The sequence below is a fragment of the Bradyrhizobium sp. LTSP857 genome, from assembly GCF_000938285.1.
Taxonomy (GTDB): Bacteria; Pseudomonadota; Alphaproteobacteria; order Rhizobiales; family Xanthobacteraceae; genus Bradyrhizobium.
In genome coordinates, this window is record NZ_JYMS01000039.1 from 267,794 (window position 1) to 289,230 (window position 21,437).

General features: G+C 63.4%; 17 protein-coding genes. 11 read left to right on the top strand and 6 right to left on the bottom strand.

Annotated features, from left to right (window positions below):
- Positions 1-5: 5 nt before the first annotated feature.
- Complete coding sequence (locus tag UP06_RS25975; protein ID WP_045006503.1) at positions 6-1,250, bottom strand: efflux RND transporter periplasmic adaptor subunit; 1,245 nt, start codon at positions 1,248-1,250, stop codon at positions 6-8.
- 154 nt (positions 1,251-1,404) lie between these two features.
- Positions 1,405-2,805 (bottom strand): CoA transferase, encoded by a 1,401-nt coding sequence (locus tag UP06_RS25980; RefSeq protein ID WP_045006504.1) that lies wholly within the window; start codon positions 2,803-2,805, stop codon positions 1,405-1,407.
- Between the two features lie 55 nt (positions 2,806-2,860).
- Between UP06_RS25980 and UP06_RS25985 the strand changes: the two genes are divergently transcribed.
- The gene (locus tag UP06_RS25985) at positions 2,861-3,148 is read left to right on the top strand and encodes a hypothetical protein (RefSeq protein ID WP_045006505.1); all 288 of its coding nucleotides are present in this window, start codon (positions 2,861-2,863) and stop codon (positions 3,146-3,148) included.
- A gap of 201 nt (positions 3,149-3,349) precedes the next feature.
- A complete protein-coding gene (locus UP06_RS25990; protein ID WP_045006506.1) occupies positions 3,350-4,120 on the top strand; it encodes an SDR family NAD(P)-dependent oxidoreductase in 771 nt (256 codons plus the stop codon).
- Positions 4,121-4,301: 181 nt separating this feature from the next.
- On the opposite strand, the gene UP06_RS25995 is transcribed toward UP06_RS25990, so the two are convergent.
- Genes UP06_RS25995 through UP06_RS26005 form a run of 3 tightly spaced genes read right to left on the bottom strand, consistent with a single transcriptional unit; the run spans position 4,302 to position 9,947 of the window.
- A complete protein-coding gene (locus UP06_RS25995) occupies positions 4,302-7,676 on the bottom strand; it encodes an error-prone DNA polymerase (RefSeq protein ID WP_045006507.1) in 3,375 nt (1,124 codons plus the stop codon).
- Positions 7,673-9,262: a Y-family DNA polymerase gene (locus tag UP06_RS26000; protein ID WP_045006508.1), complete on the bottom strand. Its 1,590-nt coding sequence runs from the start codon at positions 9,260-9,262 to the stop codon at positions 7,673-7,675. The genes UP06_RS25995 and UP06_RS26000 overlap by 4 nt, the downstream gene beginning before the upstream one ends.
- Positions 9,153-9,947 (bottom strand): ImuA family protein, encoded by a 795-nt coding sequence (locus tag UP06_RS26005; protein ID WP_045006509.1) that lies wholly within the window; start codon positions 9,945-9,947, stop codon positions 9,153-9,155. Before UP06_RS26005 ends, UP06_RS26000 begins: the two co-directional genes overlap by 110 nt.
- Before the next feature lie 162 nt (positions 9,948-10,109).
- On the opposite strand from UP06_RS26005, the gene UP06_RS26010 reads away from it, so the two are divergent.
- The 3 genes from UP06_RS26010 to UP06_RS26020 all read left to right on the top strand — a co-directional run bounded on the left by UP06_RS26010 (position 10,110) and on the right by UP06_RS26020 (position 14,537).
- The gene (locus UP06_RS26010; protein WP_045006510.1) at positions 10,110-11,345 is read left to right on the top strand and encodes a putative DNA modification/repair radical SAM protein; all 1,236 of its coding nucleotides are present in this window, start codon (positions 10,110-10,112) and stop codon (positions 11,343-11,345) included.
- Complete coding sequence (locus UP06_RS26015) at positions 11,345-12,790, top strand: UdgX family uracil-DNA binding protein (protein ID WP_045006511.1); 1,446 nt, start codon at positions 11,345-11,347, stop codon at positions 12,788-12,790. The genes UP06_RS26010 and UP06_RS26015 overlap by 1 nt, the downstream gene beginning before the upstream one ends.
- Before the next feature lie 124 nt (positions 12,791-12,914).
- Entirely contained in the window at positions 12,915-14,537 is a 1,623-nt protein-coding gene (locus UP06_RS26020; protein WP_045006512.1) for an inorganic phosphate transporter, read from the top strand.
- 75 nt (positions 14,538-14,612) lie between these two features.
- Here UP06_RS26020 and UP06_RS26025 read toward each other — a convergent pair whose 3' ends face one another.
- Positions 14,613-15,785 carry a M20 aminoacylase family protein gene (locus UP06_RS26025; RefSeq protein ID WP_045006513.1) on the bottom strand — a complete coding sequence of 391 codons (1,173 nt, stop codon included), beginning with the start codon at positions 15,783-15,785 and terminating at the stop codon, positions 14,613-14,615.
- A gap of 175 nt (positions 15,786-15,960) precedes the next feature.
- Here UP06_RS26025 and UP06_RS26030 point away from each other — a divergent pair, with 175 nt between their 5' ends.
- From UP06_RS26030 to UP06_RS26055, 6 genes are all read left to right on the top strand, one after another.
- Positions 15,961-17,580, top strand: a complete 1,620-nt coding sequence (locus UP06_RS26030; protein WP_045006514.1) for a GMC family oxidoreductase — start codon at positions 15,961-15,963, stop codon at positions 17,578-17,580.
- 12 nt (positions 17,581-17,592) lie between these two features.
- Positions 17,593-18,480, top strand: coding sequence for an alpha/beta fold hydrolase (locus UP06_RS26035; RefSeq protein ID WP_045006515.1), 888 nt, complete (start codon positions 17,593-17,595; stop codon positions 18,478-18,480).
- A 193-nt stretch (positions 18,481-18,673) separates the two neighbouring features.
- Entirely contained in the window at positions 18,674-19,618 is a 945-nt protein-coding gene (locus UP06_RS26040) for a metallophosphoesterase family protein (protein ID WP_045006516.1), read from the top strand.
- 13 nt (positions 19,619-19,631) lie between these two features.
- On the top strand, positions 19,632-19,970 hold the full coding sequence (locus UP06_RS26045; protein ID WP_045006517.1) for a cupredoxin domain-containing protein: 339 nt from the start codon (positions 19,632-19,634) through the stop codon (positions 19,968-19,970).
- A gap of 151 nt (positions 19,971-20,121) precedes the next feature.
- Positions 20,122-20,670, top strand: coding sequence for a sigma-70 family RNA polymerase sigma factor (locus tag UP06_RS26050; RefSeq protein WP_045006518.1), 549 nt, complete (start codon positions 20,122-20,124; stop codon positions 20,668-20,670).
- Complete coding sequence (locus UP06_RS26055; RefSeq protein WP_045006519.1) at positions 20,667-21,431, top strand: anti-sigma factor family protein; 765 nt, start codon at positions 20,667-20,669, stop codon at positions 21,429-21,431. The genes UP06_RS26050 and UP06_RS26055 overlap by 4 nt, the downstream gene beginning before the upstream one ends.
- Positions 21,432-21,437: the final 6 nt, after the last annotated feature.

Genomic DNA, 21,437 nt, shown 5'->3' on the forward strand with positions numbered 1-21,437 from the left:
GTCGATCAGCTACCGGACGCCGCGCGGTCGATGAACAGGCTGCCTCTGGTGACGATCTGTTCGCCGGGCTTCAGGTTGCTGGTCACCTCGACGAGGTTGCCATTGATGAGGCCGACCTTGATCTGGCGCAATTCGACCGACTTGTCCTCACGCGCGATCCAGATGCGGACCTGATCGCCTTCGTAGATCAGTGCCTGCTTCGGCACTGCAGGCGCTGCACGATCGCCGGCCGAATAGATCGTGACGTTGGCGAACATTTCCGGCTTGAGCAGGCCGTCCTTGTTGTCGATGGTGGCGCGGACCAGCAGGCGGCGGGTGTTGGGATCGATCGCCGTGGCGACGTAGTTGATCTTGGCGGTCAGCGGACGGCCCGGCAGCGCCATCACGTTGACAGAGATGTCCTGGCCGACGGAGACGGAGGCGGCGTCGCTCTCGCGCACGAAGGCGATCAGCCAGACCGTGGAGAGGTCGCCAATGACGAAGACCGGATCGCTGGCGCCAGCACTGACGTACTGTCCGGGGCCGATCTTGCGCTGCACGACCGTGCCCGCGATCGGCGAATAGATCGTGATCTCCGGATTGATGGCGCCCTTGTCCTGGAACGCCTTGATCATCTCGTCGGTGAAGCCGAGGATGCGCAGCTTGTTGCGCGCGGCCTCCAGCGCCGTCACCGAGGAGCGCATGTCGTTCTGCGCCTGGACCTGGGTCGCTTCCGCCTGCTGATAGTCCTTCAGCGGGACGGCATGGCCCTCATAGAGGTCCTTGGCGCGCTTGAACTGGATGTCGGCAAGATCGACCGCCGACTTCGCCTTGTTCTGCGACGTCATCGCCGTGATGAAATCGTTCTGGGCCTGCACGGTGTCGGCGGCCTCGATCGTGAACAGCGGTTGACCTTGGGTCAGGCTCTCGCCCGGCTTGGCGAGCAGCTTGGTCACCCGGCCTGCATAGGGCGAGAACACCGGCGTCGAACGGTCCTCATCGACGGCGACCTTGCCCTCGGTGACATATTCGGCCCTGAAGGCTTTGCTCTTGACCGGTTCGATTGTCAGCGTCGCCCATTCGGACGGCGTCGGCGTGAAATTCTGCGCATTCCGGCGCGACTGGCTGGAGACTTCGGAATGGCTCTTGTCCTTGGCGCCCGCAAAGAGAAAGCCGTAGGCCCCGGCCCCTGCAAGCGCCAGTAAAACTACGGATGTGATCACCCGTTGTTTTGTAAACACCTGCAATCGCTTGGTATTTTCAACTACCATGGGGCCCGGTCAAGTCCGCGACGATCTCGGCAAGCGACTGCCTCATCGGTCGCGCTAATAGTGCTGAATTGAGATTTCAAACAACCTAAAAAGTGCGGCTCGCCTTTGAATTTGCGTTAAAATTTTGCCACGTCAGCTCCACGTAAGCTCCATGTCAGCTTCGCCCCGGCCATTGCGGCGGATGGCTGCCGAGCGGCATGGCCGGACGACTCCAACGCGCCGGCGTTGCCGACAGCACTGCCGAATGGCGCACCGCCATCAGTGTACCGAAGCCAGATGACACTGTTTCCATGAACGCTGGATGTACGGCCTCGCCCGTAAGATCCGGGGTGTTCAGCCCACCTTCGAGCCGGCCGAGATTCCACAGCCAGCGTCCGGTCTGCGCCAGCGACACCCGCACATGCCAGCTTCCGCCTTCGCGGGCCTGACGGGCCTTGGCCATCATCGCACCGAACGCCATCAGATAGCCGGTGGCGTGATCGAGCATCTGCGCCGGCAATTCCTTCGGCCCGTCGATGCCGGCGGCCTTCCCTTCCGCATCGTTGAAGCCGGTCGTGGTCTGCACCAGCGAATCGAAGCCGCGCCGCTCAGCCCAGGGGCCGACGTGGCCGTAGGCCGACAGCGTCACATAGACGATGCCGAGATTGATGCTGGCTGTATCCTCCGGCGAGAAGCCGAGGGCTGCGAGCGCGCGCGGGCGATAGCCTTGCGAGAAGATGTCGGCCTCTTTCAACAGCTCGCGCAGTTGCGCCCGTCCTGCCTCGCTCTTGAGTTCGATGGATGTGCTGAGCTTGCCGCGGCCGGTGTCGATGGTGAGCCAGGGAATGGCCGGCAGATCGGGCCCCGAGACGAGCAGCACATCGGCGCCGTGTGCGGCGAGCGTGCGGCCGGCAACAGGACCTGCGATGACGCGAGAGAGATCGAGCACGCGAAGGCCTGAGAGCGGACGATCGCCTTCAGGCCATGGCTTTGGCGGGGCATCGCCGATCTTTTCGATCGAGACCAGCGGCAGTTCTGCGAGCGCACGCGATTGCGGCAGCGCCAACCATTCGTCGTAAGAGCGCATCAGGGCAACGACGCCGCCGGCGGCGTAAGCTGCGGTTTCAAAATCCTCGCCCTTCCATTGCATCAATGCGGCCTGCACTTTCTCGCGCTCGGGCTCGCAAGCCAGCACCTTGCAGACGGCGTCGCGATGATGCGGGAAGTTGGTGTGGCAGCGGACGAAACGGTTGTCGCCGGTCCTGTAGACGCCTGCGATGACGTCCCAGGCCGGTGGCGGCGGCTTGTCGTCGAGGCGCAAATAACGTTCCGAGCGGCATTCGACTACGGCGTGGCGCATGTCGACGCTGACGTCCTGCGCCACGCCGCTGCGCAGCTTCCAGATCTCCGCGGCGGCAAGGCCGGCGGCGGCGATGGTCGTTTGTCCGGCTACGGCGACGCGGAACGAGGACGGGATTTGCGGCTCCTCGCCGGTCAGCCGTACGCGTTCGAGCGCGGCTTTATCGCCATCGGCGGAGGTCCAGATGTCACTGAGAATGTTGGAGGGGCTTTGCATGGCCGCTTATCTCCCTTAGTTTTTGCGACCTTCCATTACCACATAAAGGCATGCAATGGCCGCCATCGATCCCCTCACCGCAGGCGCCGTATTCATCGCAACGGCGGCCACCGACGCAGTCTATGTGATGTTCACCTCGGCCGTGATCGCACGCAAGCGCGTGCCGGCCGCGAACTGGAGCGCAGTCTGGTATCTGCTCTCCTCCTACGCCGTGATCAGCTACACCGAAAACGCCTTCTATGTCGCTTTCGCGGCGATCGGCTCATGGGCCGGCGCCTACGTGTCGCTGACCTACCTGCACCGCCCGCCCGGCGGCCCGCCGGTGGGCGCCGCGCCGGAGTGAGTACGGCGCGCTCTTGGCCATTTTACTCGGTGTCATCATCCGCGAAGGCGGATGATCCAGTATTCCAGAGACACTGATGATAGAGCCGAGACGTCACGGCGTACTGGATACCCCGCTTGCGCGGGGTATGACACCGAAAACGAATTCGATATCCTCGTTCAAACAACTAAGGTCCGCAGGATCAACAAGAAGGTGCCATCAATGGATCTCGGTCTCAAAGGAAAGAACGCCATCGTGCTCGGCGGCACGCGCGGCATCGGGCGGGCGATTGCGGCGACGCTGGCCGGTGAAGGCAGCAATGTCGCGGTGTGCGCACGCAATGCGGATCAGGTCGCGGCGACCGTCACCGAGTTGAAGGCGAGCGGTATCCGCGCCACCGGCGGGCCGGCCGACATCAGCGACGGCGCGGCGCTGAAATCTTGGATCGAGGGTGCCGCAAAAGAGCTCGGCGGCATCGACATGCTGTTTTCCAATGCGGGCGCCATGGCGCAAGGTCATGATGCGGCATCGTGGGAGCAAAATTTCCGGCTGGACCTGCTCGGCGCCGTGCATGCGTTTGACGCCGCGCGGCCGTTTCTCGAGACAAGCGGCGAAAAGAGCGGGGACGCCGCCTTCGTCATCATCTCCTCGATCTCGGCGGCGCAGGCCGATCTCGCGAGCTCCTACGGCCCGATCAAGGCGGCGCTGATCCACATGGCCAAGGGACTGGCGCGGCAATATGCCAAGAAGAAAATCCGCGTCAACGTGGTGTCGCCCGGCACGGTCTATTTCAAGGGCGGCGTCTGGAATACGATCGAGCAGAATATGCCGAAGCGCTACGAAGATGCGATGAGCCGCAACCCGACGGGCCGCATGGCGACGCCGCAGGAGATCGCGAGCGCGGCGGCGTTTTTGGCAAGCCCGGTGTCATCGTTCACCACGGGCTCCAATCTCATCGTGGATGGGGCGATCTCGAACCGGGTAAATTTTTAGGGGCACGCATCCCTGCCAGTTCCGTCATCCTGAGGTGCGAGCTGTACGGTGCAACGCACCGTGCAGCGAGCCTCGAAGGATGCACGGCCCCGATGCAACCGGGCCGTCGCCCTTCGAGGGCCGCTGAAGAAGCGGCCACCTCAGGGTGACGGTTTGAGAGCGGTGTTGTGAGCGACAAGCTTCAATGAAAATCCCGCGACGGCGGCAGGATGCGGACGTTGCGGGGGTGGCGGATTTTTTGCGCAGGCGCATCCATGTGATCTCGGCGGTCGTCGTTGAGCGGCTCGATCAGGGCGGCGCCAGCCAGCACTGGATGCGTGCGGCTCAGCGCGTCGTTGGCCAGTCCAATCAGATCATGCGAGCGGTCGATCATGCGCTGCGCGATCAGATGCGTCACCTTCTCGGGGCTGCTCTGGATATAGCCCTCGACCAGGATCAGGCGCGCGCCCATCACCTCTTTGCGGTACTGCTCCATGATCTTGGGCCACACCACGACATTGGCGATGCCGGTTTCGTCCTCCAGCGTCATGAACACCACGCCGCTGGCGCTGCCCGGTCGCTGCCGCACCAGCACCACGCCGGCGCAGCGGACGCGGCGACGCTCGTTCTCATGGCTGACGTCCTTGCAGGCCACGATACGTTCGCGCGAAAACATCTCGCGGAGGAATTCCATCGGATGGCCCTTCAGCGATAGGCGGATGGTCTGGTAATCCGCGACCACCTGCTCGGGGAGCGGCATCACCGGCAACGGCTTGGCATGCTCGTCCGGCTGCTCCCGTGCGGTCGCCGCTTCAAACAGCGGCAGCACCACGTCGTCGGGCAGCCGCCGCACCTGCCACAGCGCCTCGCGGCGATCGAGCCCGAGCGAGCGGAAGGCGTCGGCGTCCGCAAGCAGGATCAGCGCGCGCTTGGGGAGACCGGTGTCGCGGGCGAAGTCTTCGAGCGAGGTGAAGGGGCCGAGATTGCGGGCGTCGATGATGCGATCGGCCCAGTCTTTCGGACTGACATATTCTTCACCTCGCCGCTTTGCCTGTTTCTTTTTGAGGAGCTCCTCATCCGGATCGAGCCAATGAAAGCCGTCGATCTGACGGAAGCCAAGACGCACTGCACAGTATCTGTCGGCCACATTCTCCAGCGTATTCTGCGCAAAACTGTAGGACACATCGATATCGCACACCTCGACGCCATTCTTGCGGGCATCGCCGACGATTTGTGCCGGGGCGTAAAAGCCCATCGGCTGCGAATTCAGCAAACCGCAGCAAAACGCGTCGGGGTGATGATACTTCAGCCATGATGAGATGTAGACGAGCTGGGCAAAGCTTGCGGCATGGCTCTCGGGGAAGCCGTAGGAGCCAAAGCCCTTTATCTGCTCAAAGCAATTCTTGGCGAACTGAGGGTCGTAACCCCGACGGATCATGTTGCCGATCATTTTTTCTTCGAAATTGCCGATGGTTCCGACATTTCGAAATGTTGCCATGGCACGCCGCAACCCGTTGGCCTCTTCCGAGGTAAACTCTGCAGCCACGATCGCAATCCGCATGGCCTGCTCCTGAAACAAGGGCACGCCAAGTGTCTTGTGCAAGACCTCACGAAGTTCGTTCTTGTTGCCACCCTTTGGATAAGGATACTCGATATCCTCCGGCTTCATTTTCCGCCGCCGCAAATACGGATGCACCATGTCGCCCTGGATCGGCCCGGGCCGCACGATCGCGACCTCGATGACGAGATCATAAAAAGTCCGCGGTTTCAGGCGCGGCAGCATGTTCATCTGCGCGCGGCTCTCGACCTGGAATACGCCGAGCGATTCCCCCCGCTGAAGCATTTGATAAACTTCGTCGTCATCCTCTGACTTAATGTCCGCAAGCTCGTATCGTTTACCCTTGTGCTGATCGATCAAATCAAAGCATTTGCGAATGCAGGTCAGCATGCCTAGCGCCAGCACGTCGACCTTCATCATGTTGAGGGTGTCGACGTCGTCCTTGTCCCATTCGATGAAGGTGCGGTCCTCCATCGCGGCATTTCCGATCGGCACATAGGTGTCGAGCCGGTCCTGGGTGAGCACATAGCCGCCGACATGCTGGGAGAGATGGCGCGGAAATTCGATCAGCTCGGTCGCAAGCTCGACCGCGAGGTTGATCATGGGATTTTGGGGATCGAGCCCGGCCTGCTTGACCTGCATGTCGTTGAGGCCCTTACCCCAGTGTCCCCAGACGGTGTCGGCGAGCGCGGCGGTGACGTCCTCGGTCAGGCCAAGCGCCTTGCCGACATCGCGGATGGCACTGCGCGGACGATAATGGATCACGGTGGCGATGATCGCGGCGCGGTGGCGACCATAGCGGCGATAGACATACTGCATCACCTCCTCGCGCCGCGAATGTTCGAAATCGACGTCGATGTCGGGCGGCTCGAGCCGCTCCTTGGAGATGAACCGCTCGAACAGCAGATCAACCTTGGTCGGGTCGACCGAGGTGATGCCGAGCACATAGCAGACGGCTGAATTTGCAGCAGAGCCGCGGCCTTGGCACAGTATGTTCTCGCCGCGGGCGTAATGAACGATATCGTGCACTGTAAGGAAATAGTGTGCGTATTTTAGCTTTCTGATGAGCCGTAATTCCTTATGCAGAGTCTTTTTTGTTTTCGGCGCAATTCGGATTGGAAACTTTCTGTGAGCCCCTTGCCACGTTAAATCTTCTAAATGACGCTGCGCGGTCTTGCCGGGCGGAACCGGCTCGTCCGGATATTGGTATTTGAGCTGATCGAGCGAGAAGACGATCTTGTCCGCAAAACGCATGGTCTCCGCGATCGCCTCGGGAAAATCGCGGAACAGCCGCGCCATTTCGCGGGGTGTCTTTAGAAAGCGCTCGGCATTGGCCTCCAGCTTTTTGCCGACCACCTCGATCGTGGTTTTTTCCCGGATGCAGGTCAACACGTCCTGAAGCGGGCGGCGGCCGGGGTCGTGATAGAGCACCTCATTGGTCGCGAGCAGCGGTACCTTTGCCGTCGCCGCGAGGTCATCGAGCCGCACGAGGCGGCGCCGATCATCGCCGCGATAGATCAGGCTCGCCGCCAGCCACACGCCTTCGGCGCGGCTCGCTTTCAACTTGGCAAGAACATCCAACGCTTGCGCTTTTTCAAAGCGATGCGGCAGCGTCAGGACCAGGAGTTGGCCTTCCGAGAATTCCAGGAGATCGGCGAAGCTGAGATGACATTCGCCCTTCTCGATCCGCGTGATGTCGTCGCCACGCTTGCCCCGCGTGAGGAGCTGGCACAGCCGGCCATAGGCGGTGCGGTCGCGCGGATAGACCAAAATATCGGGCGTGCCGTCGATGAAGACGATGCGCGTGCCTATGAGCAACTTCGGCTTGTTCAGCACCTTCTCATTGTCGAGTTCCTTATAAGCGCGCACCACGCCGGCAAGGGTGTTGTGATCGGCAATGCCGATCGCGGAGATGCCGAGGATGCTCGCCTGATGCACATAGGCACGCGGATCCGAGCCGCCGCGCAGGAAGGAGAAATTCGTGGTGATGCCGATCTCGGCATAAGCGGGCGTATTCATGCGAAGAGACCATGCACGTACCAGCCAGGAGAAGCGGGCTTGCCATCGCCGTCGAACACTTCCCCCTCATAAAGACCGTCGCGAAAGATCCAGAAGCGCAGGCCCTCGGCATCCTCGATGCGAAAATAATCCCGCGTGAGCTGCCTGCCGTCCTGCCGCCACCATTCCATGGCGATGCGCTCGGGCCCCTCCACCCGCACCACCGCATGCAGCGCGCGCCGCCAGGTGAATTGATGCGGCGGGCCGTCGGGGACGGTTGCGAACGGCACCTTGATCGGCTCGGGCTTCTCGAACAGCCGCAGGGGGCGCAGCGGCGGCTCGCTCTCCATGCGTGCGGGCCATGTTGCATGCGTGGCGACAGCAAGATGATGCTGCGCTGATACGGCCAACACGGCATGCTCGGGCATATGAGTATCTTGCGGCAGGTGCACGACGACGCGTTTTCCGCCGATGCGCGCGGCGATGCGGTCGATCAGTGCGGCCAACTCGTCATTGTCGTGGACATGGGCGTCGAGATCGCGCTGCTCCTGCACCACGATCTCGGTGCGGCTCGCCGACAACCGCACCATGTCGAAGCCGAAGCCGGGATCGAGGGGATCGGCGAGCGCATCGAGACGCTCGCGGAACAGACGGTCAATGACGGCGCTTCGCGTCACCGGCCGTCCGGTCTCGACCATGATCGCGCGCACCACGCCGTCGGTGCGGAAGAAGGCGGCCTCCAGGCGTCGTGCGCCCTTACCCTGCTTCTCCATGGACGCGATCAGCGTATCGGCGAGGCGCGACAGCGTCATCGCGATCATGATGTCGGTTGCGATCGGCTCGGCGAAACGTTTTTCCACGATGTAATCCGGCAGCGGCTTGCGCGGACTGATCGGCGCGTCGCCCTGTCCCAGCGCATGCGCGAGCAGTGTCGAGAACCGTGCGCCGAACCGCGCCGTGATTTCGTGCGGCGCGCGGGATGCGACATCGCCGATGGTTTTCAGGCCGGCACGGCGCAGCCCCGTGGTGATGGCCTCGTCCGCGCCGAGCGCGGATACCGGGAGACGGTTGATCGCCTCTGCCTCCCCGCCATCGGCGACGATGGTGCCTGAAGCCTGCCGCGTCAGCGTGCGCGCGCAGACCGAGGTCCCGGCAATCGCCGCGCTGACGGCAAAGCCCTGACGCCCCAGCGCGCGCACCAGCGTCTGCAACAACGCCGCTTCCCCGCCGAACAAATGCGCGCAGCCGGTGATGTCCAGAAACAGCCCGTGCGGCGGATCGAGCGCAACCAACGGCGTGAAGCGGTCGCACCAGTCGGCGACGTCGCTCAGCGTCTTTGCATCGGCCACGACATCGGCGTCGAACACTTTTAAGTCCGGACACATCGCCCGGGCATTGGCCAAGGGCTGGCCTATATGCAGGCCCAAACGCGATGCCGCATCGTCGAGCGAATGGATCACCAGCGCGTTGTTGTCCTTGATGACGACGATATTTTGTTCATCCTGCACGCCGCTGCGCGCCGGGAAAAATCGCTGGATCCGATCGACGGGCAGGCGCGGCAGCCACAGGCTGAGGATACGCCGGCGGTTCACTGAACTGGCACTCATCACATTTCCATTCCATGATCCACCGGCCACACGGGCCATGACGATTGCGCAGGAGTTCGGCATCGAAGCGCGGCGCGCCCCAGGCACTCCACATCGCCCCCGGCGGTGAATGCGCCGCGCGCAGCATCCATCGTGTCTCCGCAGTCGAAGGCAGCGGCTGCGCAGCCATCCGCAGCAGCAGGCCGGTGACGCCGGAAGACTGCGCGGCCAACGTCAGCTTGCGGCTCGCCACGAGATCGAACTGCCTGGTCTCGCCCCAGAGCTCGAGCACCACGGCCCCCAGCGCATCGCAGGCGAGCGCGTCGGCCGAGGCGCGCAGCGCACTCTCCACGTCAGCGGCGCGTACCATCACCACGCGGCGCGGATCGAGACCGAGTTCGGCGAGCCCGCTCATCGACAGCGCGCCGGTTTCAATGTCCGAAAAATCCTGCCGCACCCACAACAGCGGTTTGCGTGTCGTCACGCGGCCCGCAAGCCCGGTGACAAAGCCCGTCGCGGCCGCGCCCTGGCGCCCCTCGCAAAACACCTCGTGGATCGCCGCGCGCGCGAGCCCGCCCTTCAGCGCGCAGTCCACCTCGCTGTGGCCGAGCGCGACGCGATCGCGCTGATGCACGACCTCCGCCGCCTCGATGCGCTCGATCTGGCCGCGCAGGATCGCAAGCGCGCTTCCGCGTGCGCCGCTCATGCTCGCCGCTCCTTCAGGGATAGATGCCGTGGCTCTCAAAAAAGAAACCAACGGCTGGCTCATTTGTTCATGATATGTTCTAATATAAAGCTAACGGCGTCCGAAGAGTCAATCGAATTGGCACTCAGTCGGATTCATGAGCTGAATCAAAGGGATTCTGAGATGGACGTACAGCGCAAGCTGGAGATTCTGGCGGACGCCGCCAAATACGATGCGTCCTGTGCCTCCAGCGGCACCGAAAAGCGGGATTCCAGCGACGGCAAGGGCATGGGCTCGACCGCGCCGGGCATGGGCATCTGCCATTCCTACGCGCCGGACGGACGCTGCATCTCGCTGCTCAAGGTGCTGCTGACCAACGCCTGCAATTACGATTGCCTCTATTGCGTCAACCGCGCCTCCTCCAACGTGCCGCGCGCCCGCTTCACCATCGACGAGGTGGTCAAGCTCACGCTCGACTTTTACCGGCGCAATTACATCGAGGGACTGTTTCTCTCATCCGGCATCATCCGCAGCCCTGATTACACCATGGAGCAGGTCGTCGGCGTCGCGCGAAAACTGCGCGAGGAATATTACTTCCGCGGCTACATACATCTCAAGACCATTCCCGAGGCCGACGACGCGCTGATCACGGAAGCCGGCAAATATGCCGATCGTCTCTCCATCAACATCGAAATGCCGGACGAGACGAGCCTGCAGCAATTCGCGCCTGAGAAGGACGTGCGCGCGATCCGCCGTACCATGGGCCGGCTGCGGCTGAAGCTGGACGAAGCGGAAGAAAGCCACCGCGCGAAAACGAAGACGAAGCCGCGGCGTTTCGCACCCGCTGGCCAAAGCACGCAGATGATCGTCGGCGCTGATGCTGCCTCCGATCACACCATCCTCCATACCAGCGCCAATCTCTACGGTTCATACCGGCTGAGGCGCGTCTATTACTCCGCCTTCAGCCCGATCCCCGATGCCAGCCGCGCTTTGCCCCTGCGCGCACCGCCCTTGCTGCGCGAGCATCGGCTCTATCAGGCCGACTGGCTGATGCGGTTCTACGGTTTTGACGTCGGCGAGATCGTCGACGACAGCGCGATGCTGCCGCTCGACATCGATCCCAAGCTCGCCTGGGCGCTACGCCATCGCGACCGCTTCCCGCTCGACATCAACCGCGCCAGCCGCGAGGAACTGTTGCGCGTGCCGGGCTTCGGCACCAAGGCGGTCGAGCGCATCATCGCAACGCGGCGCACGACCACGATCCGCGTCGCCGATCTCGCGCGGCTGCATGTGCCCCAGAAAAAGGCGCTGCCGTTCATCGTCCTCAGCGATCATCGCCCTCCGTCGCATCGGCTCGATGCTGCCGGGCTCATCGAGCGATTCAAGCCGAGGGCAACGCAATTGGGATTTGGCTTCTGATGCAGTACCTCACCCTCGACACCGAAACCGATTTCGACGGCTGGCGCAAAGCCGCACGTAGCCTCGTGCTTCATCATGTGAGGCCTGCCGATGTCACCTGGACCGTGCAAGGCGGCGAAGCGGAGTTGTTCGCGATGCCTGCGCCGTCTCCGATACTTGAGGTGAACGACGGCACCTTCAACGTGCCCGCAAAATTTGTCGAGTTCGCAAAAGCGGCAATCCTTCACCGCGACGGCGAGCGTTTCGCGATCCTCTATCGCCTGCTCTTCCGGCTGAAGGACAATCACGATCTCATCGAGGTCGCGACCGATTCCGACGTCGCGCAAATCACCGCCATGGCAAGAGCCGTCCATCGCGACGAGCACAAAATGCATGCCTTCGTGCGTTTCCGCGAGATCGGCCGGGAACGCGAAGCGCATTACGTCGCCTGGTTCGAGCCGGAACATCACATCGTCGAGCTCGCTGCGCCGTTCTTCGCCAAACGCTTTGCCGACATGCCCTGGTCGATCCTGACGCCGGACCTGTGCGCGCATTGGGATGGCCACGCACTGACGTTCACATCAGGCGTCAGCAAGGGCGAGGCCCCCGGCGAAGACCGGCTCGAGGAAACCTGGCGACGCTACTACGCCAGCATCTTCAATCCGGCACGGCTCAAGGTGAAGGCGATGCAGACGGAGATGCCGAAGAAATATTGGAGGAACCTGCCCGAGGCTTCGATCATTAAACCCTTGATCGAGGACGCCGAACGCATGACCGGCGCCATGATCGCTAAATCCGCGACCGATCCACACAAGCCTCAGAAGCGGCCGGAGGCTCCGATGACCCGCAAAACCACAGCCGCCGACGATCTCGAAACACTCCGCGAGGAGGCTGCGCATTGCCGCGCCTGCCCGCTTTACAAGGATGCGACGCAGACCGTGTTCGGCGAAGGTCCGAAGGACGCCACCATCATGCTGATCGGCGAGCAGCCCGGCGACAAGGAAGACCTCGCCGGCCATCCCTTCGTTGGCCCCGCCGGCCAGATGCTCGACCGTGCGCTGGAAGAGGCCGGCGTCGACCGCAAGAAGGTCTATGTCACCAATGCGGTGAAGCACTTCAAATTTGTGCCCCGCGGAAAAATCCGCCTGCATCAGAAGCCGGCAACGCCGGAGATCAAAGCGTGCCGGCAGTGGTATGAGCGGGAAGTGTCGGCAATCCAGCCCGATCTCGTCGTGGCGATGGGCGCGACCGCCGCGCAAAGCGTGTTGGGCAAGATCACGCCGATCGGCAAGACCCGCGGCCGGCTGATCGACCTTCCCGACGGCCGCAAGGCGCTGGTGACGGTACATCCGTCCTATTTGCTGCGGCTGCCCGACCCCGAGGCCAAGGTGCTGGAATATCAGCGCTTTGTTGAAGACCTGAAGATCGCTGCCGGTCTTCAGAAGAAATCCGCCCACGCCGCTTGACGCTCTCCGCAATGCGCGCAACAGGCGGTGGAAAAGTTTCCCCTTATCAATAGTTTTTCAACCATTTCAACTGGCTGTCACATGCCGCGCGCAAAATCGGAGGCATTGGGACAGGAGAATTCCGATGAGTGACGTTGCTTTACCCGGCTCCATTGAGCCGGCCTTGCGTAAGGGCCCCGACCTTGAAGGCGGATTCCATCCGCTGACTGGTATCATCTATATGGGGGTCATCGCCGCCGCACTGCTCTTCGTTGCCTACAGCATCTGGGTCGATGTCGATGCGGCTGGCGCGCAGGTCAAGAGCATCGCCCCCTTCCTCATGCTCTTCGTCGCGCTTTTGATCGCGCTCGGCTTCGAGTTCGTGAACGGCTTCCACGACACCGCCAATGCGGTCGCGACCGTCATCTACACGCGCTCCCTGCCCGCCAACATCGCCGTGGTGTGGTCCGGCTTGTTCAATCTGTTCGGCGTGCTGCTGTCCTCGGGCGCTGTGGCGTTCGGCATCGTCTCGTTGCTGCCGGTCGAGCTGATCCTTCAGGTCGGCTCCAGCGCCGGCTTCGCGATGGTGTTCGCGCTGTTGATCTCCGCTATCATCTGGAACGTCGGTACTTGGTATTTCGGCCTGCCAGCCTCGAGCTCGCACACGCTGATCGGCTCGATCATGGGCGTCGGCATCATGAATGCGCTCCTGCACGGCCGCAGCGGCACCTCGGGTGTCGATTGGTCCCAGGCCACCAACATCGGCAAGGCGCTGCTGATGTCGCCGCTGTTCGGCTTCGCGCTCGCCGCCGTTCTGCTTCTGATCCTGCGCAACGCGCTGTTGCGTGCCACGCCCGCTCTGTTCGGCGAGCCGAAGGGCGACCAGCCGCCGCCGTTGTGGATCCGTGGCATCCTGATCCTCACCTGCACGCTGGTGAGCTTCTTCCACGGCTCTAATGACGGCCAGAAGGGCATGGGCCTGATCATGCTGATCCTGATCGGCACCGTGCCAACGGCCTATGCGCTCAACCGCGCGCTGCCGGCGACCGAGATCGAACATTTCGTCACGAACTCGGACGCGGCCAGCAAGATCATCGACGGCAAGGCGGCCGGTTACAACGTGCTCGGCAATCCGCGGCCCGCCGTGACCAGCTACGTCGCCACGCGCGAAGTCAACGGCGGCACCTTCCCGTCGCTCGCCGTGCTCGTGCGCGATATCGCCAAGCAGGTGACCACCTACGGCTCGCTCGCCAAGGTTCCGGCGGACGTCGTCGGCAACACCCGCAACGACATGTACCTCGCTTCGGAAGCGCTCCGCTTCCTGATGAAGGACAAGGAAGCCGAGCTCAACGCCGACGACGTCGCTGTGCTCAATGCCTATAAGGGCTCGCTCGACAGCGCCACGAAGTTCATCCCCGGCTGGGTGAAGATCGCGGTCGCCATCGCGCTTGGGCTGGGCACCATGGTCGGCTGGAAGCGCATCGTCGTCACGGTCGGCGAGAAGATCGGCAAGACGCACCTGACCTACGCGCAAGGCGCCTGCGCCGAGATCACGGCGGCTGCCACCATCGCCGCTGCCGACATCTACGGTCTGCCGGTGTCGACCACCCACGTGCTGTCGTCAGGCATCGCGGGCACGATGGCCGCCAACGGTTCGGGCCTGCAATGGTCCACGATCCGCAACATCGCCATGGCCTGGGTGCTGACCCTGCCGGCCGCGATGATCATCTCGGGCTCGCTGTACTACTTCTTCTCTCACGTCTTCTGAGAGATCGCCGCCCACTGACGTCAAAGGGCCCGTGCGATGCACGGGCCCTTTTTCGTTGCGCTCGGCCGTAAGGGCTTACGACGCCGCGAGCTGCTCCTCGACCAGCTTGACCCAATAGGACGTGCCGAAGACGATCGCCTCGTCGTTGAAATTGTAGGCGGGGTGATGCAGGCCGGCGCTGTCGCCGTTGCCGCAGAAGATGAAGGCGCCGGGGCGCGCTTCCAGCATGTAGGCAAAGTCTTCGCCGCCCATCAGCGGCGGCATCTCGTGCACATTGGTGTCCCCCGCCACCTGCTTCGCAATGCGCGTCGCCACCTCGGTCTCCGCGACGTGGTTGTTGACCACCGGATAATTGCGCTTGTAGTGCAGGTCGATCTTCGCGCCGGTGATCTGCGCCACGCCCGCCACCACTTCGCGCACGCGCTTCTCGACGAGCTTGCGTACCTCCGGCGACAGCGTGCGGATCGTCCCCCTCAGCGTCGCAGTCTGCGGAATGACGTTGCGGGCGTTGCCGGCGTGGAACTCGCAGATCGAAATCACGGCCGATTCCAGCGGATCGATGCTGCGCGCGACGATCGACTGCAACGCGGTGATCAGCTGCGCGCCGACCAGCACGGAATCCACGCATTTGTGCGGCCGCGCGGCATGGCCGCCGAGGCCCTCGATCATGATGTCGACCTCGTCGGTGGCTGCCATGATCGGGCCCGGCCGGATCGCGAACGAGCCGATCGGAATGCCGGGGCCATTGTGCATGCCGTAGACCTGCTCGATGCCGAAGCGCTCCATCATGCCGTCCTTGACCATGGCCGCACCGCCGGCGCCGCCCTCCTCGGCGGGCTGGAAGATCACGACCGCATCGCCGGCGAAATTGCGGGTCTCGGCCAGGTAACGCGCAGCACCGAGCAGCATCGCGGTGTGGCCGTCATGGCCACAGGCGTGCATCTTGCCCGAATTCTTCGAGGCATAAGGCAGATTGGTCTGCTCATCGATCGGCAGCGCGTCCATGTCGGCACGCAGGCCAATGGTCTTGAGGCCCTCCCCGGCCGGCTTGCTGCCCTTGATCACCGCGACCACGCCGGTCTGGCCAATGCCCGTCACGACCTCATCGCAGCCGAACTCGCGCAGGCGGTCCGCGACGAATGCTGCGGTGCGGTGGACGTCGTACAGCAGCTCGGGGTGCTGATGGATGTCCCGTCGCCAGGCCTGGATGTCGGGTTGAAGGTCGGCGACGCGGTTCACGATGGGCATGGAGGATCTCAAGCTTTGTTGGGAATACAGGACCGTCTACCATGCAAGCGCCAGTCCACCCAACTGCCTCAGATCGGAGCCTAGCCCTGCCCGCCCGGCATGGCCGGACTTGTCCCGATCCGCCGCGTCTGCCTATTAGGACGGAACGTTAAGTGACCATCCGGGTGGAAGCAGAATGCCAAGACGGCTCGAAGGTGAGTTTGACTACATTATCGTCGGCGCCGGCACGGCGGGCTGCATCGTCGCCAACCGGCTGTCGGCCGATCCCAAGAACCGCGTTCTGATCCTGGAAGCCGGCGGTGATGACAACTGGATCTGGTTCCACATCCCGGTCGGTTATCTCTTCGCAATCGGCAATCCGCGCTCGGACTGGATGTTCAAGACCGAGGCCGAGCCGGGGCTGAACGGCCGCGCGCTCGCCTATCCCCGCGGCAAGGTGATCGGCGGCTCATCGGCGATCAACGCCATGATCTCGATGCGCGGACAGGCCGCCGACTATGATCATTGGCGCCAGCTCGGCATGACCGGCTGGGGCTATGACGACGTGCTGCCGCTGTTCAAGCGGCTCGAAGATCACTTCCTGGGCGCGAGCGAGCATCACGGCACAGGCGGCGGCTGGCGCATCGAGGCGCCGCGGCTATCGTGGGACGTTCTCGATGCGGTCGGCGACGCCGCCGAGGAGATGGGCATCAAGCGCATTCCGGATTTCAACACCGGCGACAACGAAGGCACGAGCTATTTCCACGTCAACCAGAAGCGCGGCCGGCGCTGGTCGTCGGCGCGCGGGTTTCTCAAGCCCGCGCTGAACCGTCCCACCCTGCGGCTCGAGAAGAACGTGCTGGTCGACCGCCTCATCATCGAGCAGGGCCGCGCCGTCGGCGTGCGCTTCATCCAGAACGGCGAGATCATCGAGGCGCGCGCCAGGCGCGAGGTAGTCCTCTCGGCAGGCTCCATCGGCTCGGTGCAGGTGCTGCATCGCTCCGGAATCGGGCCAGCGGACTGGTTGTCGCCGCTCGGCATCGACATCGTAATGGACAAGCCCGGCATCGGCCGCAACCTGCAAGACCATCTCCAGCAGCGCGCGATCTACAAGGTCGAGGGCGTGCGCACATTGAACGAGACCTATTACAATCTGTTCCGCCGTGGCCTGATGGGGCTCGATTACGCCTTCCGCCGCCGCGGTCCCTTGACGATGGCGCCATCGCAGCTCGGCATCTTCACCCGCTCCGATGCGACACGCGCGCGCGCCAACATCCAGTTCCATGTGCAGCCGCTGTCGCTCGACAAGTTCGGCGATCCCCTGCACCGCTTCCCCGCGATCACCGTTAGCGCCTGCAATCTCCAGCCGACCTCGCGCGGCACCGTGCGCCTGCGCGGAACGACACCGGACGAGAAGCCGATCATCGCCCCGAATTACCTCTCAACCGAAGATGACCGCCAGGTCGGCGCCGACGCCATCCGCACCACGCGCCGGCTGATGCAGCAGAAGGCGCTGGCAAAATATCGCCCGAGCGAATATCTGCCCGGTCCCACTGTCGGCGACGACGATGCCTCGCTCGCAAAAGCCGCCGGCGATATCGGCACCACTATCTTCCATCCCGTCGGCACGGCGAAGATGGGAGCGGCGAACGATCCGATGGCGGTGGTCGACGAACGCTTGCGCTTCTACGGCCTCAGCGGCCTGCGCATCGTCGACGCCTCGATCATGCCGACCATCACGTCAGGCAACACCAACACGCCGACCGCGATGATCGCAGAGAAGGGTGCTGCGATGATTTTGGAGGATGCGAAGTAGCGTCCCGTCACCATGATCAGTCAGCAACGCTTTTCCATCGGCTCCGCGGACGCGAACATTGCGATGGTACAATGGGGCGAGAGCGGCAAACCGCCGGCCCTGCTCCTGCACGGCACCGGCTTTGTCGCCGACGTCTGGGATGAGGTCGCACGCGATCTCGCCTCGACCCACACCGTCTATGCACTCGACCGCCGCGGCCACGGCGCAAGCCACAAGCCCGGCGCCTATCACTTCCTGGATTACGCCGAGGACATTTGCCGGGTGATCGATGCGCTCGACCTTCGCGACGTCTACGGCATCGGCCACAGCGCAGGTGCGACCGATCTTCTGCTCGCAGCGAAACTTCGGCCGGAGCGCTTCACGCGTCTCTTCATCATGGAGCCGACCGTGATGAACCCGCACGTGGCGCGCGATCCATCGGCAGGATTGAGCGACGAATCCTTGTCCCGCGTCCAGGGCGCGCTGCGACGTCAGGCCGAGTTCGACAATCCTGATGCCGTCTTCAAGCGCTACCGTGCGGCGCCTGCCTTTGCGGATTGGACTGAGACGTCACTCTGGGCCTATGTACGGCACGGCTTCACGCGACTCGCCAATGGCCGGGTACGGCTCTGCTGCACGCCAGACATCGAGTCGGCGATCCTGCGTCCGATCTACGAGGCGATGGAGCAGGTTTACACCGGCGACGCCCGCGGCAATCCGTTTGCATGGCTCGCCGAGATCGAGTGCCCCGTGACGGTTACGACCGCCGAGAAGTCGGGACCGATCTACAAGGAGATGGCTTCACGCGCCGTGTCCCTCATTCCGCACGCCCGTGCCCTTGCCTTCGACGGTGTCGGCCATTGCGTGGCGCAGGAGGCGCCGGCCGCCGTGGTACGGGCGGTCCGGGAATATTCGAAGTAGACGCCCGTTCATCTATTTGCCCCGGACACAGCGCAGCACGAAGCCGCTGAGCGGGGGCCGCAACCGCGTGAATTGCGCGGGTCTCGATCCAGCGTATTCTCCTCACGAAAACGTCATCGCCTCCCGCGAATAAACCTGCCCCTCCCCCAATCACCTCCCAGACGGCCCAATTCCGGGCCAAAGGAGATGTGCGATGAGCGGACACGATCACGGCGAAGACGGCGTCAGCCGCCGCAAGGTGCTGGAATGCATGACCTGGGCCGGCACCGGGGTGCTCTGGACCGTCACGGGCGGCGTGCCGCGCTCGCTCGGCATCATCGATTCCGCGCAAGCCGCGACCGCGGCCACGCCCGGCATGACCTTCCTCCAGATCAGCGACAGCCATGTCGGTTTCGACAAGCCGGCCAATCCCAATGCGCTGGGCACGCTGGAGGAAGCCATCAACAAGATCAACGCAATGCCGGTCAAGCCGTCGTTCATGATCCACACCGGCGACATCACCCATCTGTCCAAGGCCGCCGAGTTCGACAATGCCGATCGCATCATCTCGCAGAGCAAGCTCGACGTGCACTACGTGCCTGGCGAGCATGATTTCCTCGACGAAGAGGTGAAGTTCTATCGCGAGCGCTACGGTCGCGGCACCAAGGGCCAGGGCTGGTACTCCTTCGACGCCGGCGGCGTGCATTTCATCGGCCTCGTCAACGTCGTCGACCTCAAGGGCGGCGGTCTCGGCAATCTCGGCGCCGAGCAGCTTGCCTGGCTCGAGGACGATCTCCGCGGCAAGTCGAAATCCACTCCAGTCGTGCTGTTCGCCCATATCCCGCTCTGGACCGTCTATCCGGAATGGGGCTGGGGCACCGAGGACGGCGGCCGCGCGCTCGAATCCGTCAAGGGCTTTGGCTCGGTCACCGTGCTGAACGGCCACATCCACCAGGTGATGCAGAAGGTCGAAGGCAACGTCACCTTCCACACCGCACGCTCGACCGCTTTCCCGCAACCGGCGCCGGGGACCGCCCCCTCGCCGGGACCGATGAAGGTCGAGGACGCAAAACTCCGCTCGATGCTCGGGGTCGCCAGCGTCAACTTCAAGCAGAACGAGCAGCGGCTCGCCATCATCGACACGCCGCTTCAGGGCTGAACGGAAGCTGACAATGAAGACACTCAATCGCCGCGACTTCAGTATCGACCTCGGTCTTTCTTTGGCCGCGGCCATCCTGCTGCCCGTCACAAACGCCCGTGCCGACGACAACCTGGAGGTACACATCGACAATTTCGTCTTCCAGCCGCCGGAACTCAAGATCAAGCTCGGCACGACGGTGACCTGGACCAACCGGGACGACATTCCCCATACCGTGGTGTCAGCCGGCAAGTTCAGGTCCAAGACCCTGGATACGGACGACAAATTCACGTTCACCTTCACCAATGCGGGCGACTACAAGTATTTTTGTTCACTGCACCCGCACATGACCGGGATGATCAAGGTTGAGTAACATCTCCAACCAAGGCATCTCTGTCTTGCCCGGCCGGTGGTCCCACGCCGGCCGGGCTCGCGTGCCTTTGGTCAGGCCCAAAGACGAAGCCAAGAACGAGACGAAGCACGAGACGACGTACCAAACGCAGCAAGAGGCAAAGCGAGAGGCGATGCCCGTCAGCGACGATTTTCAGAAGGCGCAGCGCTTCCGTGAGGCGGCGTTGCCCTATCTCGACGACGTCTACACGCTCGCACGCTATTTGCTGCGCGACGCCTCCGATGCCGAGGACGCGGTGCAGGAATGCTATCTGCGTGCGTTGAAGCATTTTGACAGCTATCGCGGTCCGGCGATGAAGCCGTGGCTGTTCGCGATCCTGCGCAACGTTTGCAACGCCGAATACGCAAGGCGCGCGCATTCACACGCCGGAATCGAGGACACACCCGGCGCGGCCGACCAGACGCCGATGTGGCAGGAGACCGAGGCGAGCCCGGAAACCGAGGTGCTGCGCAGCCGCGACGCCGGCGCCATTCGCAAGTTGATCGACGCGCTCGCCGAGCCGTTCAAGGAAACTTTCGTGCTGCGGGAGATCAACAACCTGTCCTATCGTGAAATTGCCGAAGCCGTCGGCGCCCCCGTCGGTACCGTGATGTCCCGCCTCGCACGCGCCCGCGCCATGCTGCGCGCGGCCTGGACGGCGGAAGAGGAGCACTCGAAATGACCTGCGACGAAGCAAAGATCCTGCTTCACGCGCTGCTCGACAACGAGCTCGATGCCGGCCATGCGCGCGAGGTCGAGGCCCATATCGCAAGCTGCCCGGCCTGCGCGGCCGAGCTTGCCGCGCAACGCGAGATGCAGCGCGTGCTTGCCGATACCAAGCTGCGCTATACCGCGCCGGCCGGCTTGCGCGCCCGTATCGAGGCGTCGCTGCCGCAACCGCAGCGCCAGCCCAGCCGCCGCTCCGTGCTGCGCGGCTTTGCGATGGGCTCGGCGGTCTCGGCACTCGCCGCCTCCGGAGTCGTTGCCGTCGTGCTGCGCCAGGATGACCAACAACGCATTCTCTCGGAGGTCGTCTCCGCGCATCTGCGCTCGCTCCAGGCCGGCCACCTCATCGACGTGGTCTCGACCGATCAGCATACGGTCAAACCGTGGTTCAACGGCAAGCTCGACGTTGCGCCACCGGTGATCGATCTCACCGCGCAAGGCTTTACCCTCGTCGGCGGCCGGCTCGACTATATCGACGCACGCGCCATCGGCGCGGTCGTCTACAAGCGTCGGCAGCACGTGGTCAACCTGTTCGTGTCGCAGACCTCGAGCACCGAGCATCGTCCGCCCAAGACCCAGACCATGCAGGGCTTCAACTGCCGCCGCTGGGGCGAGCGCGGCCTGAACTTCTGGGCCGTCAGCGATATCGGCAACGACGAGCTCACCGAATTCGTCGACAAGTTCGAGGCGGCGATGAAGGCGAATGTGGAGGGGTAGCGGCGC